This window comes from Streptomyces sp. NPDC016562, from assembly GCF_043076955.1.
Taxonomy (GTDB): Bacteria; Actinomycetota; Actinomycetes; order Streptomycetales; family Streptomycetaceae; genus Streptomyces.
This window is the reverse complement of record NZ_JBIBRZ010000001.1, coordinates 165,510-179,703: the sequence shown is the minus strand read 5'-3', so window position 1 is coordinate 179,703 and position 14,194 is coordinate 165,510. Positions and strand designations below refer to the sequence as shown.

Here is a 14,194-nt window from a genome sequence, read left to right as displayed (position 1 = left end):
CCAGCACCCCCGTAAGGACCCTTCATGCCCAAGCCCGCCGACCACGGCTTCCGGATGCCCGCCGAGTGGACGCCCCACGAGCGCACCTGGATGGCCTGGCCCAGCCCGAACCCCACCTTCACCACCGAGCAGGAGCTCGCCGAGGCGCGCAGGGCCTGGGGCGCCGTCGCCCGCGCGGTGCGCGCGTACGAGCCCGTGACCCTCGTCGTCTCGCCCGGTGACGCGGACAGCGCCCGCGGGCTCGTCGGCGACGACGTGGAGATCGTCGAGCGGGAGCTCGACGACGCCTGGATGCGCGACATCGGCCCGACCTTCGTCACCAACGACGCCGGGGAGCTCGCGGCCGTCGACTGGACCTTCAACGGCTGGGGCGCACAGGAGTGGGCCCGCTGGGACCACGACTCCAAGATCGCCCGGCACGTTTCGGACGTGGTCGGCACCCGTACGTTCAGCACCGCACTCGTCAACGAGGGCGGCGCCCTGCACGTCGACGGCGAGGGCACCGTCCTGCTCACCGACACCGTGCAGCTGGGCAAGGGCCGCAACCCCGGCTGGACCCGCGAGCAGGTCGAGGCCGAGATCCACGCCCACCTCGGCACGACCAAGGCGATCTGGCTGCCGTACGGCCTGGCCGGGGACTACGGCACCTACGGCACCCAGGGGCACGTCGACATCGTCGCCGCCTTCGCCCGCCCCGGCGTCGTCATGGTGCACACCCAGCCCGACCCGGCCCACCCGGACCACGAGCGCTGCAAGACCATCGCGGCGATCCTGCGCGCGTCCACCGACGCGCGGGGCCGGCGGCTGGAGGTCGTGGAGATCCCCGCGCCGACCGTGCTGGAGGAGGACGGGGAGTGGGTGGACTACTCCTACATCAACCACTACCTGTGCAACGGCGGCGTCGTGCTGTGCTCCTTCGACGACCCGCGCGACGAGGAGGCCGCCGAGATCTTCCGCGGTCTGTTCCCCGAGCGGACCGTGACGCTCGTCGACGCACGTACGATTTTCGCCGGGGGTGGCGGTATTCATTGCATCACCCAGCAGCAGCCGAAGGTCTGACCTGCGGCGGACGGACGAGGAGCGGGGCCATGACGGCGGGTGGAGTACCGGTACGGGCGGCGCGCAGGAACGCGCCCCCGCGCGAGGCCGTACTCGCCGCCGCCATGGCCACGATCGCCGAGCGGGGTCTGGACGGCCTGACCATGGCCGGGCTGGGCCGCGAGGTCGGCATGAGCAGCGGCCACCTCCTCTACTACTTCCGCAGCAAGGACGAGCTCCTGCTGCAGACACTGGAGTGGAGCGAGGCCGCCCTCGGCGCCGAACGCCGGGCCCTGCTGGCCCGGCGCGGCCCGGTCGCCGAGCGCCTGCGCGCGTACGTCGACCTGTACGTGCCCACGCAGGCCCGCGACCCGCACTGGACGCTGTGGCTGGAGGTCTGGAACCGCTCGCAGAACGCCGGCCCCGAGGAGCGCGACCGGCAGGCGGCCATCGAGGGCGCCTGGCACCGCGACCTGGTGGCGCTGCTGGCCGAGGGCGTCTCGCGCGGGGAGTTCCGGGCGGTGGACCCCGACCGCGTGGCGACCCGTACGAGGGCCCTGCTGGACGGGTTCAGCATCCAGCTGGCCGTCGGTCTGCCGACGGTGGACCGGCAGGCCATCCTCGACCACGTCCGTGAGTTCCTCACCGAATCCCTCACTCCCCGCTCGTGACGCCGGCCGCGCCCTTACGGGGGCGGGGGCGCGGGCCGGGGGCGTGCGCGCGGGCGCGTGCCCGCATGCTGAGATCGCTGTCCATCCGGGGCGGGGACTGTGGCAGACTGCCGCCGTGCCTGCTCAGCTCATGATTATCGCCAGCAGCGCGCCGGTCCCCCGTGGCCGCTGAACCGTGGAAGAACTTCGCGGAAGCGGCCACCGTGCCTCGGACCCGCGTGCAGACCTCTCGCTACCCGCGAGGGGTTTTTTCGTTTCCCGGCCCATCCCAGCCGGGAGCGCACTGCGCGCGATGATGGGGGCAGTGACGGTTGCCTGCCCCCATAGGCGGACATCCGGAACCACTCATCCGACAGGAGTCAGATCAGCATGACGACGACACCAGAGGCGGCAACTGTGCTGTCCGGCGGCCTGGACGACTGCTTCCACGTCTTCGACACCACCCTGCGCGACGGCGCCCAGCGCGAGGGCATCAACCTCACGGTCGCGGACAAGCTGACGATCGCCCGGCACCTGGACGACTTCGGAGTGGGCTTCATCGAGGGCGGCTGGCCCGGCGCCAACCCCCGCGACACCGAGTTCTTCGCCCGCGCCCGCGCGGAGATCGACTTCAAGAACGCCCAGCTGGTCGCCTTCGGCGCGACCCGCCGGGCCGGCGGCTCCGCGGCCCAGGACCCGCAGGTGCGGGCCCTGCTGGAATCGGGCGCCCCCGTGATCACGCTCGTCGCCAAGTCCCACGACCGCCACGTCGAGCTCGCCCTGCGCACCACCCTGGACGAGAACCTGGAGATGGTCCGCGACACCGTCTCCCACCTGGTCGCCCAGGGCCGCCGCGTCTTCGTGGACTGCGAGCACTTCTTCGACGGCTACCGCGCCAATCCCGAGTACGCGAAGTCCGTCGTACGCGTGGCCCACGAGGCCGGCGCCGACGTGGTCATCCTCTGCGACACCAACGGCGGCATGCTGCCCGCCCAGGTGACGGCGACCGTCGCCACCGTGCTGGCCGACACCGGCGCACGCCTGGGCATCCACGCCCAGGACGACACCGGCTGCGCCGTCGCCAACACCCTGGCCGCCGTCGACGCGGGGGCCACCCACGTCCAGTGCACGGCGAACGGCTACGGCGAGCGGGTCGGCAACGCCAACCTCTTCCCCGTCGTCGCCGCCCTGGAGATCAAGTACGGACGCAAGGTGCTCCCCGAGGGCGCGCTCGCCGAGATGACCCGGATCTCGCACGCGATCGCCGAGGTCGTGAACCTCACGCCCTCCACGCACCAGCCCTACGTCGGCGTCTCCGCCTTCGCGCACAAGGCGGGCCTGCACGCTTCGGCCATCAAGGTCGACCCGGACCTCTACCAGCACATCGACCCCGAGCGGGTCGGCAACACCATGCGGATGCTGGTCTCCGACATGGCGGGCCGCGCCTCCATCGAGCTCAAGGGCAAGGAGCTCGGCGTCGAGCTCGGCGGGGACCGCGCGCTGATCTCGCGCGTCGTGGAGCGGGTCAAGGAGCGCGAGCTCCAGGGCTACACCTACGAGGCGGCCGACGCCTCCTTCGAGCTGCTGCTGCGCGCCGAGGCGGAGGGCCGGGCCCGCAAGTACTTCCGCATCGAGTCCTGGCGCGCGATCGTCGAGGACCGCCCCGACGGCACCCACGCCAACGAGGCCACGGTCAAGCTGTGGGCCAAGGGCGAGCGGATCGTCGCCACGGCCGAGGGCAACGGCCCGGTCAACGCCCTGGACCGCGCGCTGCGCGTCGCCCTGGAGCGCTTCTACCCGCAGCTGGCCAAGTTCGAGCTGGTCGACTACAAGGTCCGCATCCTGGAGGGCAAGCACGGCACGGAGTCCACGACCCGCGTGCTGATCGCGACGACCGACGGCGTCCGCGAGTGGTCCACGGTCGGCGTGGCGCCGAACGTGATCGCGGCCTCCTGGCAGGCCCTGGAGGACGCCTACACCTACGGGCTCCTGCACGCGGGCGTCGAACCGGCCGAGTAGCCGTCCGGGCTGCGGCCCGTCGGGCTCCCGTCCGGCGAGACGTGATGCCTTATGTCCGTCTCACACGGGAAAGTTCTGGTTCGGGTAGCGTCGTGGCTATGAGGACCAGGCTGATATCCGTGCGCTGTGGATCATTGCTGTCCGGTCTGCTGCTGGCCCTGTCGGCGGCCGCCCTCGCGGGCGCCCCGCAGGCGTCGGCCGCCACCGGGGTCGAAGCCGTGGCCCAGGCCCTCAAGGAGGGCCCGGTCTACGTCGACCCCCGAGCCGAGGCGCAGCTGCCCGAGGCCGAGGCGGACGCGCTCGCGAAGAAGATCAAGGACGCGGGGAAGCCGGTGTTCGTCGCCGTGCTGCCCGCGACCGCGGAGTTCCCGCCGGGCGAGGTGTTCGGCGCCGTCCGCGCCCAGACCGGCATCACGGGGCTCTACGCGATCCGCCTCGGGGACGGCTTCAGCGCCCGCGCCGACCGGGCGGTCATGGCCCCGGACGCCGTGCGCAACCTCTCCGACGCGGTGAAGGTGGGCGCGCCCGACCCGGTGACCCAGCTCAACAACTTCGTGGACCAGGCGCTGAGCCAGGTCAGGGGCGGCGCCCCCGCTTCATGGGACGGCGCCGGCGCGGACGGCGGCGCTCCCGTCGGCGGCCTGATCACGCTCGGCGCGGTGGCCGCGATCGGCGGCGGCGGCGCGTACGCGCTGGTCCGCCGCAACCGCAAGAAGAAGGAAGAGGCCCGGCGCGAGGCCATCGAGCGTCTGCGCGTGGTGGTCGACGAGGACATCACGGCCTTCGGCGAGGAGCTCGACCGCCTCGACTTCCACCCCGGCGAGCCCGGCGCCGACGACCTCATGCGCAAGGACTACGAGCAGGGGCTCGACGCGTACGAGAAGGCCAAGCAGATCATGGCCTCGGTCCAGTACCCCGAGGAGGTCAGGGGCGTGACCCAGGCGCTGGAGGACGGCCGGTACGCCCTGACCTGCCTGGACGCGCGCCGTCAGGGGCGTCCGGTTCCCGAGCGCCGCCCGCCCTGTTTCTTCGACCCGCGCCACGGGCCGAGCACCGAGGACGCCACCTGGGCTCCGGCCGGCGCGGCGGCCCGTACGGTGCCCGTCTGCACGGCGGACGCGGTACGGCTGCGCGACGGGCTGGACCCGGCGGTCCGCACGGTCGACACCGCGCACGGACCGCGTCCCTACTACGACGCCGGCCCGGCGTACGGTCCCTGGGCCGGCGGCTACTTCGGCGGCGGCATGCTGCCCGGCCTGCTCATGGGCACGATGCTCGGTTCGATGATGTCCAGCCCCGCCTACGCCTCGGACCTGGGCGGCGGCCCGGGGAGCGGCTTCGAGGGCGGGGACGTCTCCGGGGCCGATTTCAACCCGTCCGACTTCGGCGGCGGGGACTTCGGCGGCGGTGGCGGATTCGACGGCGGCGGAGGCTTCGACGGCGGGGGCGGTTTCTGACCGCCCCCTGGGGCCCGTAGGTCTCGGGCCCCCTCCCGGTCCGCCGGTCAGGCCTGCTTGATGGCGGAGATGTCGAAGGTCAGCTTCACCTTGTCGCTGACCATCACGCCGCCGGCCTCCAGCGCGGCGTTCCACGTCAGACCCCAGTCGGAGCGCAGGATCTCGGCGGAGCCCTCGAAGCCGACGCGCTCGTTGCCGTAGACGTCCTTGGCGGAACCCGTGAACTCCAGGTCGATGGCGAGCGGACGCGTGACGTCCTTGATCGTCAGTTCGCCGGTGACGCGGTAGGCGTCGCCGCCGAGCTGCCGCGCCTCGGTGGAGCGGAAGGTCATCAGCGGGAAGAGCTCGGCGTCGAAGAAGTCGCTGCCCAGCAGGTGGGCGTCGCGGTCGGCGATGCCGGTGCTGACCGAGGGGATCTTGACGTCGATCGCGGCCGTGGAGCGCGACGGGTCGGTGCCGTCCAGGTGCAGGGTGCCCTCGTGGTCCGCGAAGGTGCCGCGGACGTTGGTGACCATGGCGTGGCGGACGGTGAAGCCGATGCTGCTGTGGGCGGCGTCGATGACGTAGTCGCCGGTGAGGGCGGCGAGCGCCGGGTCCACTTCCAGCGTGGCGACGGCGGTGTCGGCGGCGGCGTTGGTGATGGTGGTGTCCTGGCTGCGGCGGGTGAAGAGACCCATGGCTTCCTCCTCGGTAGTGTCCTGCGCGGGGTGTGCAGTTCTGTTGAATGTTCAACGACTTCAACGAGGACGACGCTAGACCCATTCCGTTCAAATTTCAACATCTAGGCACGCCGTCAGGTGTCTTTGTGGGACTCCAACAAAGGACGACGGCCGCCTCTGGGGGAGTCCTCACATCTCCGGGTGGCACTGTGCGGGCCAGACAGCGGAAGACTCCCGAGACTGTGCGGAATGAACGGAGGTTTTTCATGGCGATCTTCGTAAGGTCGGTACATGACCGTTGTGGACCAGACCCCGAGCGAGCCGACGGACGCCCGCGGGCGCGTGGCCGAGCTGCACTCCCTGCGCGAGCAGGCGCGTCGCGGCCCCAGTGACCGCGCGACCGAGGCCCAGCACGCCAAGGGCAAGCTGACCGCCCGCGAGCGCATCGCGCTGCTGCTCGACGAAGGTTCCTTCAAGGAGGTCGAACAGCTCCGCCGCCACCGGGCGACCGGATTCGGGCTGGAGGCCAAGAAGCCCTACACGGACGGTGTCATCACCGGCTGGGGCACGGTCGAGGGCCGCACGGTCTTCGTCTACGCGCACGACTTCCGCATCTTCGGCGGCGCCCTGGGCGAGGCCCACGCCACGAAGATCCACAAGATCATGGACATGGCCATCGCGGCCGGTGCCCCCCTGGTCTCCCTGAACGACGGCGCCGGCGCCCGTATCCAGGAGGGCGTCTCCGCCCTCGCCGGCTACGGCGGCATCTTCCAGCGCAACACCAAGGCCTCGGGCGTGATCCCGCAGATCTCGGTCATGCTGGGCCCGTGCGCCGGCGGCGCCGCGTACTCCCCGGCCCTCACGGACTTCGTGTTCATGGTCCGGGAGACCTCGCAGATGTTCATCACCGGCCCGGACGTGGTCCGCGCGGTGACCGGCGAGGAGATCACCCAGAACGGCCTCGGCGGCGCGGACGTGCACGCCGAGACCTCGGGCGTCGCGCACTTCGCGTACGACGACGAGGAGACCTGCATCTCCGAGGTCCGCTACCTCATCTCGATGCTGCCCTCCAACAACCGCGAGAACCCGCCCGTCCACGAGACGAGCGACCCGGCGGACCGCCGCAGCGAGGTCCTGCTGGACCTGGTGCCCGCCGACGGCAACCGCCCGTACGACATGCACAAGGTCATCGAGGAGCTCGTCGACGAGGGCGACTTCCTGGAGATCCACGAGCGCTGGGCCCGCAACATCATCTGCGCCCTGGCCCGCATGGACGGACAGGTCGTCGGCATCGTCGCCAACCAGCCCGCCCACCTCGCCGGCGTCCTCGACATCGAGGCCTCCGAGAAGTCCGCGCGCTTCGTCCAGATGTGCGACGCCTTCAACATCCCGATCATCACGCTGCTGGACGTCCCCGGCTTCCTGCCGGGCGTCGACCAGGAGCACGGCGGCATCATCCGCCACGGCGCCAAGCTGCTGTACGCGTACTGCAACGCCACCGTCCCGCGGATCTCGCTGATCCTGCGCAAGGCCTACGGCGGCGCCTACATCGTCATGGACTCCCAGTCCATCGGAGCCGACCTCACCTACGCCTGGCCCACCAACGAGATCGCCGTGATGGGCGCCGAGGGTGCGGCCAACGTCATCTTCCGCAAGCAGATCGCGGACGCCGAGGACCCCGAGGCCATGCGCGTACGCATGGTCAAGGAGTACAAGGCCGAGCTGATGCACCCGTACTACGCGGCCGAGCGCGGCCTCGTCGACGACGTCATCGACCCCGCCGAGACCCGCGAGGTCCTCGTCAGCGCCCTCGCGATGCTCCGCAACAAGCACGCCGATCTGCCGTCCCGCAAGCACGGCAACCCGCCGCAGTAACCGCGAAGGAGACCTGCCACCCCATGACCCACGCCACTGACACCCTGCTGCGCGTCGAGAAGGGCAACGCCGAGCCCGAGGAGCTGGCCGCGATCACCGCGATCCTGCTCGCCCGCGCCGCCGCCACGCCCGAGGAGACCGCGGTGCGCACGCCCCGCCAGGCCGGCTGGCGCCGCCTGGAGCGCACCCCGGGCTTCCGCGCCCCGCACAGCTGGCAGGGCTGAGCTCCCCGAGCCCACGAAAGGCCCCGCACCCCTCAAGGGTGCGGGGCCTTCCGCCGTACCGGGCCGCGCGCGGCCCCCGCCCACGGCGAAGGCCCCCGCGCCGCGAGCGCAGGGGCCTGTCGGATACGAACGGCTGCTACCGCAGGCGCGCCATGAGGGCGTGCTCGACGAGCGTGATGAGCGCGCTCTTGGCGTCCGCGCGGTGGCGGGCGTCGGTCGTGATGATCGGGGCGTCCGGGCCGATCTGCAGGGCCTCGCGGACTTCCTCCGGGGTGTACGGCTGGTGGCCGTCGAAGCCGTTGAGGGCGATGACGAACGGCAGCCCGCTGTTCTCGAAGTAGTCGACCGCCGGGAAGCAGTCGGCGAGACGGCGGGTGTCGACGAGCACGACGGCGCCGATCGCGCCGCGGACCAGGTCGTCCCACATGAACCAGAAGCGGTCCTGGCCCGGCGTACCGAAGAGGTACAGGATCAGGTCCTGGTCCAGGGTGATGCGGCCGAAGTCCATGGCGACCGTGGTGGTCGTCTTGTCACCGGTGTGGGTGAGGTCGTCGATTCCGGCCGAGGCGCTGGTCATGACGGCTTCGGTGCGCAGGGGGTTGATCTCGGAGACCGCGCCCACGAACGTGGTCTTGCCCACGCCGAAGCCGCCCGCCACCACGATCTTCGCGGAGGTGGTGGAGCGGGCGGGAGCCGCTCCGCCGTTAGAGCTTGCGAAGTCCACTGAGCACCCTTTCGAGCAGTGTCACGTCTGGCTGGCCACCGGCAGACTCGTCGCCGCCGGGCTGATGAATGGCGACAAGGCCCGCCTCCGCCAGGTCGGCGACGAGGATGCGGGCGACACCAAGAGGAATGGAGAGCAGTGCCGAGATCTCCGCGACGGATTTGATCTCCTGGCACAGGCGGCAGATGCGCTGGTGCTCGGGCAACTGCCCTTGCAGACGCGCGGGATCGGCCGTGGTACTGACCAGCGCCTCGATGGCGAGCTGGTAGCGCGGCCGAGTACGGCCACCGGTCATCGCGTACGGACGCACCAGCGGGTTGTGGGCCTTCGGAGCCGGCTGCCGGGCAGCGCGCGGAGGCTGCTGCGGAGGCATGTGCGGCTGCTGAGGCTGCTGGGGCTGGCCGTACGGCTGCTGCTGGTAGGGATTCTGCTCCGGCACCGGCCGGCTGGGAGCGGAGGGGAAGTTGAATCGGTTCTGGTCGTGCCCACCCTGCGGCTGCTGCGCGCCGCCATAAGGATGTCCTCCGGGTGTTGTCACGTTTCCTCCTCCGACTCCAAGTACGCAGTACTCCCTGTGGAACCGCGCCACCGCACCCTATGGTGCGATGGCGCGAAACGCACTGCCTGTCTGCTAGTTGAGAAGACTTCCTTGCAGCTCGGCGCGCAGGTCCGGGGTGAGGACACTGCCCGCACGATCCACCAAAAGGGCCATCTCGTAACCGACGAGGCCGATGTCGCACTCGGGGTGCGCGAGCACCGCGAGGGACGAGCCGTCCGAGACGGACATGAGGAAAAGGAATCCCCGGTCCATCTCGACGACCGTCTGGTTGACGGCGCCGCCCTCGAAGATGCGGGAGGCCCCGGCGGTCAGCGAGGTCAGTCCGGAGGCCACGGCCGCCAGCTGGTCGGCGCGGTCGCGGGGGAATCCGTCGGACATCGCCAGAAGAAGGCCGTCGGCGGAGACCACCACCGTGTGGGACACCCCTGGGGTGTTGTCCACGAAGTTGGTGATCAACCAGTTCAGGTTCTGTGCCGCCTGGCTCATCGGGCTCACACTAACGCTCCTGGTCATAGCTGTTACTTGACTGCTCAGATCCCGCGCTGCGTCCCTGCTGGACACCGCGCCGCAGGTTGCTCAACCTGCCGCGGACGTCCTCCGGAGCGCGGGAGACCTGGGGGCCGCCCTGCGGGGTCGTCTCCGCCGCGCCCTCGACCAGGTTGGCCTTGGGCACGCGCCGGGGAAGACCGGAGGGGGTGACCCCGCCCGCCTTCGGCTCACGGAGTTTGGCGGCCTGCTGCCAGCGCTCGTCGTTGCCCGAGCGCCAGGCGGTGCTGCCTTCCTTCTCCTGCTCCGGGGCCTGCGGCTGCTGCTGACGCGGCGACCGCTGCTCGAAGAGGGATCCGGTGGACTCCGTTTCCTGCTGTGCCGGCTGCCACTGCTGCTGGCTGCCGCGGCGCGGCAGGCCCGCTCCGGTCATCACATGACCGGTGTCGGCGGCGGCGCCCGGACGGTCGAAGCCTACGCGGTCCGGAGCCGGTTCGGGGACGGCCTGGGATTCCGATTCGGTCCCGTAATCCTGCTGGTAGCCAGCGGGATAGGCGTTCTGACCGGGCCACTCGGCCTGCTGCGACGGGGCTTCGTAGCCATTGTCGTAGCCCTGCTGGCCCGGCTGCTGATCCGGGTAGCCGTCTTCCGTATAGGCGTAGTCCTGCTGCGGGTACTCCTCGTACCCCTGCTGCGCCTGCTGGGCCTCGTACGGGGCGTCGTAGCCCTGCCCGGGCTGCTGGTCGTAGTCCTGGTACTGCTGGTACCCGTGTTCAGGCTGGGGTTCCGGATAGTCCTGGCCCTGGAACTCCTGCCGGCCCTGCGGATAGCCCGCCTGGGCCTCCAGCGCGGCCCGCCGCTCCTCGCGGACCAGGGAGCGTCCGACCGGGTCGAGACCCCGGCCGTCGGCGCCCTGCTCGTCGTAGCGGGAGTCGTCGAAGCCGAGCTCGGCGGCCGTGCGCAGCGGGGGCGCCAGCTGGGCCTTCTGCTCCGGGATGATCTGGGAGACCGTGAAGTCGTCCTCCGGGATGCCCTCGCCACCGCCACCGTGGGTGATGGCGTCGGGAAGCATGATCAGCGACGTCGTACCGGCGGCCTCGCCCGAGGGGCGCAGCTGGACGCGGATGCTGTGGCGGTCCGCCAGCCGGCCGACCACGAACAGACCCATGCGCTGCGAGATCGCGGCGTCCACGGTCGGCGGGTTGGCGAGCTTGTGGTTGATGTCCGCGAAGTCCTCGGCGGTGAGGCCGATGCCCTTGTCGTGGATCTCGACCATCACGCGGCCGTCCGGCAGACGGGTCGCGTTGACGCGGACCTTGGTCTGGGGGGAGGAGAACGTGGTGGCGTTCTCCAGCAGCTCGGCGAGCAGGTGCACGAGGTCGGTCACGGCCTGGCCGTGGATCTCGGCGTCGGAGACGCCCGAGAGCTCGATGCGCTCGTACTGCTCCACCTCGGAGGAGGCGGCGCGCAGGACGTCGACGAGGGGGACCGGCTGGTCCCAGCGGCGGCCCGGCTCCTCACCCGCGAGGATGAGGAGGTTCTCGCCGTTGCGGCGCATACGGGTGGCCAGGTGGTCCAGGCGGAAGAGGTTCTCCAGCTGGTCCGGGTCCGCCTCGTTGTTCTCCAGGTCGGTGATGAGGGTCAGCTGGCCCTCGATCAGCGACTGGTTGCGCATGGAGAGGTTCGTGAAGATCGCGTTGACGTTCCCTCGCAGGAGCGCCTGCTCGGCCGCGAGACGTACCGCTTCCCGGTGGACCTGGTCGAAGGCGCGGGCGACCTCGCCGATCTCGTCCTGGGAGTCGATCGGGATCGGGTGGACACGGGTGTCCACCTTGCCGGGATCGGTGCGCGAGAGCTGGTCGACGAGCATCGGCAGGCGCTGCTCGGCGATGTCGAAGGCGGCCGAACGCAGGCGGCGCATCGCGCGGCCCATCTGGCGGGCCATGAGACCGGCCAGGATGAAGGCGGCGAGCAGGGCCACGACCACGATGGCGCCGTTGGTGATGGCGTCGGTGCGGGCGTCGTCGGAGACCGCGACGGCGTCCTTGACGGCCTTGTCGAGGAGTTCCTTCTCGATCTGGTCGTAGCCGTCGAACTTGGCGGTGGCGGCGGCCTGCCAGGCCAGCGCCGTGGTGCCGTTCTCGGCGAGCTTCTTCTTCGACTCGCCGCTGGCTATCGCCTCGGTCATGCCGGTGAGCACCGAGTTGTTGGGGCCGCCGGTGGGCGGAGCCTTGAAGGGGGTGCCGCTCTGCTCGGCCTGGCGCTTGGCCTCGGCGAGCTTGACGGCGCCTTCCTTGGACTTCTCGCCCATGACCTGCTTGAGGCGGTTGACGTCCTCCTCGGTGCCCGCCGCGACGTACTCGCCGATGGCGATTTCCTCGAGGTAGGCGTACGAGGAGAAGGCGACGAGCTGGCTCTTGCGGATCTCCTCGTTCGTGCTCGGGCGCACCAGCAGGTGGGTGCCGACGGAGCGCTGCAGCGAGTTCGCCGCCTTGGCCAGCTGGATCGCGTAGACCATGCGGCCGTAGGAGGTCACGTTGCCGGTGCCGAGGCCGAGCTCGTTGGCGAACTGCATGAGGTAGTGCTGGACCAGCACGTAGCCCTCTTCGGTCGGGATGGGGCCCGGCGCGGAGGGGAGGTTCTTCTTGGGGGTCTCGGCCGCCGCGAGGTACGCGGAGTCACGGACCAGCTTGAGCTTGGGCTCCTCGTCGCGGAAGAGGTCCAGGCGCCGTTCCAGGCCCTGGTTCTTCGGCATGTCCTGGACGGCCCGGTCGAACTTCACCTTGGCCGCGTCGGTGACGCCGCGCGCCTTGGTGACGGTCTCGCTCTTGGTGTCGCCGCTCAGCAGCGGCTCGGCGGTGAGGTCGCGCTCGTTGAGCAGGGCCTGGCCGTACTCGGAGGCGGCCTGGACGACCCTGGCTATCCGCTCGGCGTCCTTGGCCTCGTTCCAGGTGTCGATCGAGCCCTTGACCTGGAAACCGCCCATGACCAGCCCGACGAGGGCGGGCACGAGCAGGATGGCGTTCAGCTTGGTGGGCACGCGCCAGTTGCGGGGGGCGAACCGGCTGGAGCTCCCGCCCTTCGCGGGTGGGTCCACGGGCACGTCGACGGGCGACGCGGCCGCTCGCGGCGGCGGGGTGAAGTTGCCGCGCGCGGGTTCATCCGCGGGGCTTGAGTTGCTTCGCCTCACTCGACCAACAACCTCTCGGCGGTGCTACTAGCTAGTTCGTTGAATTCCAGCACGGTTAACGGCCGTGTTCCAAACAGTTGAAATCGGCCACCGGCAGATGCTTATGCCCCACATAATTCGGACATAAAGAGCGTCCTACGGCAAAAATGGGGGCAGTTGTGAGCGCAGCGGTACCAACCGAACGCGCCCCGTTGCCACGTGGCGCCAATTCTCTGTCGAAACGTTATGAACGACAGGGGCGGGCCGTGTCGTAGGACACAGCCCGCCCCTCCCGCGCGGCAGTTGAAACCGTGTTACTTGAGCCGCGCCATGAGGGCGTGCTCGACGAGCGTGATGAGCGCGCTCTTGGCGTCCGCGCGGTGGCGGGCGTCGGTGGTGATGATGGGAGCTCCGGGGCCGATCTGCAGGGCCTCGCGGACTTCCTCGGGGGTGTACGGCTGGTGCCCCTCGAAGCCGTTGAGGGCGACGACGAACGGCAGCCCGCTGTTCTCGAAGTAGTCGACCGCGGGGAAGCAGTCGGCGAGACGGCGGGTGTCGACGAGCACGATCGCACCGATCGCGCCGCGGACCAGGTCGTCCCACATGAACCAGAAGCGGTCCTGGCCCGGAGTACCGAAGAGGTACAGGATCAGGTCCTGGTCCAGGGTGATGCGGCCGAAGTCCATGGCGACCGTGGTGGTCGTCTTGTCACCGGTGTGCGTGAGGTCGTCGATGCCCGCGCTCGCGGACGTCATGACGGCTTCGGTGCGCAGCGGGTTGATCTCCGAGACGGCTCCGACGAACGTGGTCTTGCCCACGCCGAAGCCGCCCGCCACCACGATCTTCGCGGAGGTGGTGGAGCGGGCGGGAGCCGCTCCGCTAGATGTTCCGAAGGCCACTGAGCACCCTTTCGAGCAGCGTTACATCCGGCGTGCCGCCGGCCTCTCCATTGCCCGGCTGGTGGATGGCCACCATTCCGGCCTCCGCCAGGTCGGCGACGAGGATCCGGGCGACACCGAGCGGCATCGACAGCAGTGCGGAGACTTCGGCGACCGACTTGACCTCGCGGCACAGAGTGCAGATGCGCTGGTGCTCGGGGAGCAGGTTGGACAGGTGCATCGGATCCGCGGTGGTGCTGACCAGCGCCTCGATGGCGAGCTGGTAGCGGGGCCGGGTCCGGCCGCCGGTCATCGCGTACGGACGCACCAGCGGCTGGTCGCCTTCCGAGTACGAGTCTCCGTACGAGTCGGGATAGGCGGGGGGCGGGGTCATTGATCCTCCGGGCTGGACAGCAGTGGTCAGCGTGCCGTCTGACGGGGCGGCCGGTGGGGGGG

General features: G+C 70.4%; 13 protein-coding genes. 6 read left to right on the top strand and 7 right to left on the bottom strand.

What is annotated here, in order from left to right; genetic code table 11:
- Positions 1 to 24 precede the first annotated feature (24 nt).
- The 4 genes from ACF059_RS00830 to ACF059_RS00815 all read left to right on the top strand — a co-directional run bounded on the left by ACF059_RS00830 (position 25) and on the right by ACF059_RS00815 (position 5,164).
- Complete coding sequence (locus ACF059_RS00830; protein ID WP_392049723.1) at positions 25 to 1,059, top strand: agmatine/peptidylarginine deiminase; 1,035 nt, start codon at positions 25 to 27, stop codon at positions 1,057 to 1,059.
- 29 nt (positions 1,060 to 1,088) lie between these two features.
- Entirely contained in the window at positions 1,089 to 1,709 is a 621-nt protein-coding gene (locus ACF059_RS00825) for a TetR/AcrR family transcriptional regulator (protein WP_392049720.1), read from the top strand.
- A 369-nt stretch (positions 1,710 to 2,078) separates the two neighbouring features.
- The gene (gene cimA, locus ACF059_RS00820) at positions 2,079 to 3,707 is read left to right on the top strand and encodes a citramalate synthase (RefSeq protein WP_392049717.1); all 1,629 of its coding nucleotides are present in this window, start codon (positions 2,079 to 2,081) and stop codon (positions 3,705 to 3,707) included.
- Between the two features lie 98 nt (positions 3,708 to 3,805).
- Positions 3,806 to 5,164: a hypothetical protein gene (locus tag ACF059_RS00815; RefSeq protein WP_392049714.1), complete on the top strand. Its 1,359-nt coding sequence runs from the start codon at positions 3,806 to 3,808 to the stop codon at positions 5,162 to 5,164.
- Positions 5,165 to 5,211: 47 nt separating this feature from the next.
- Here the strand turns inward: ACF059_RS00815 and ACF059_RS00810 are convergent, their stop codons facing one another.
- A complete protein-coding gene (locus ACF059_RS00810) occupies positions 5,212 to 5,841 on the bottom strand; it encodes a YceI family protein (protein ID WP_392049711.1) in 630 nt (209 codons plus the stop codon).
- A 273-nt stretch (positions 5,842 to 6,114) separates the two neighbouring features.
- On the opposite strand from ACF059_RS00810, the gene ACF059_RS00805 reads away from it, so the two are divergent.
- Positions 6,115 to 7,698 (top strand): acyl-CoA carboxylase subunit beta, encoded by a 1,584-nt coding sequence (locus ACF059_RS00805; protein ID WP_361952542.1) that lies wholly within the window; start codon positions 6,115 to 6,117, stop codon positions 7,696 to 7,698.
- Between the two features lie 23 nt (positions 7,699 to 7,721).
- The gene (locus ACF059_RS00800) at positions 7,722 to 7,922 is read left to right on the top strand and encodes an acyl-CoA carboxylase subunit epsilon (RefSeq protein ID WP_360894641.1); all 201 of its coding nucleotides are present in this window, start codon (positions 7,722 to 7,724) and stop codon (positions 7,920 to 7,922) included.
- A 136-nt stretch (positions 7,923 to 8,058) separates the two neighbouring features.
- Here ACF059_RS00800 and ACF059_RS00795 read toward each other — a convergent pair whose 3' ends face one another.
- From ACF059_RS00795 to ACF059_RS00770, 6 genes are all read right to left on the bottom strand, one after another.
- Positions 8,059 to 8,646 carry an ATP/GTP-binding protein gene (locus ACF059_RS00795; RefSeq protein ID WP_073911148.1) on the bottom strand — a complete coding sequence of 196 codons (588 nt, stop codon included), beginning with the start codon at positions 8,644 to 8,646 and terminating at the stop codon, positions 8,059 to 8,061.
- On the bottom strand, positions 8,627 to 9,184 hold the full coding sequence (locus tag ACF059_RS00790) for a DUF742 domain-containing protein (RefSeq protein WP_360894639.1): 558 nt from the start codon (positions 9,182 to 9,184) through the stop codon (positions 8,627 to 8,629). The genes ACF059_RS00795 and ACF059_RS00790 overlap by 20 nt, the downstream gene beginning before the upstream one ends.
- 93 nt (positions 9,185 to 9,277) lie before the next feature.
- The gene (locus tag ACF059_RS00785) at positions 9,278 to 9,691 is read right to left on the bottom strand and encodes a roadblock/LC7 domain-containing protein (RefSeq protein WP_030037347.1); all 414 of its coding nucleotides are present in this window, start codon (positions 9,689 to 9,691) and stop codon (positions 9,278 to 9,280) included.
- Positions 9,692 to 9,701: 10 nt separating this feature from the next.
- Positions 9,702 to 12,881: a nitrate- and nitrite sensing domain-containing protein gene (locus tag ACF059_RS00780; RefSeq protein WP_392049706.1), complete on the bottom strand. Its 3,180-nt coding sequence runs from the start codon at positions 12,879 to 12,881 to the stop codon at positions 9,702 to 9,704.
- 293 nt (positions 12,882 to 13,174) lie between these two features.
- Positions 13,175 to 13,759, bottom strand: a complete 585-nt coding sequence (locus ACF059_RS00775) for an ATP/GTP-binding protein (RefSeq protein ID WP_266605322.1) — start codon at positions 13,757 to 13,759, stop codon at positions 13,175 to 13,177.
- On the bottom strand, positions 13,740 to 14,132 hold the full coding sequence (locus ACF059_RS00770; protein ID WP_360894633.1) for a DUF742 domain-containing protein: 393 nt from the start codon (positions 14,130 to 14,132) through the stop codon (positions 13,740 to 13,742). Before ACF059_RS00770 ends, ACF059_RS00775 begins: the two co-directional genes overlap by 20 nt.
- Positions 14,133 to 14,194 lie beyond the last annotated feature (62 nt).

Bases quoted from the DNA above. Each gene is read 5' to 3' on its own strand.
- ACF059_RS00830 (WP_392049723.1), top strand. From the start codon at position 25: ATGCCCAAGCCCGCCGACCACGGCTTCCGGATGCCCGCCGAGTGGACG.
- ACF059_RS00815 (WP_392049714.1), top strand. From the start codon at position 3,806: ATGAGGACCAGGCTGATATCCGTGCGCTGTGGATCATTGCTGTCCGGT.
- ACF059_RS00805 (WP_361952542.1), top strand. From the start codon at position 6,115: ATGACCGTTGTGGACCAGACCCCGAGCGAGCCGACGGACGCCCGCGGG.
- ACF059_RS00785 (WP_030037347.1), bottom strand. From the start codon at position 9,691: ATGAGCCAGGCGGCACAGAACCTGAACTGGTTGATCACCAACTTCGTG.
- cimA (WP_392049717.1), top strand. From the start codon at position 2,079: ATGACGACGACACCAGAGGCGGCAACTGTGCTGTCCGGCGGCCTGGAC.
- ACF059_RS00810 (WP_392049711.1), bottom strand. From the start codon at position 5,841: ATGGGTCTCTTCACCCGCCGCAGCCAGGACACCACCATCACCAACGCC.
- ACF059_RS00825 (WP_392049720.1), top strand. From the start codon at position 1,089: ATGACGGCGGGTGGAGTACCGGTACGGGCGGCGCGCAGGAACGCGCCC.
- ACF059_RS00770 (WP_360894633.1), bottom strand. From the start codon at position 14,132: ATGACCCCGCCCCCCGCCTATCCCGACTCGTACGGAGACTCGTACTCG.
- ACF059_RS00800 (WP_360894641.1), top strand. From the start codon at position 7,722: ATGACCCACGCCACTGACACCCTGCTGCGCGTCGAGAAGGGCAACGCC.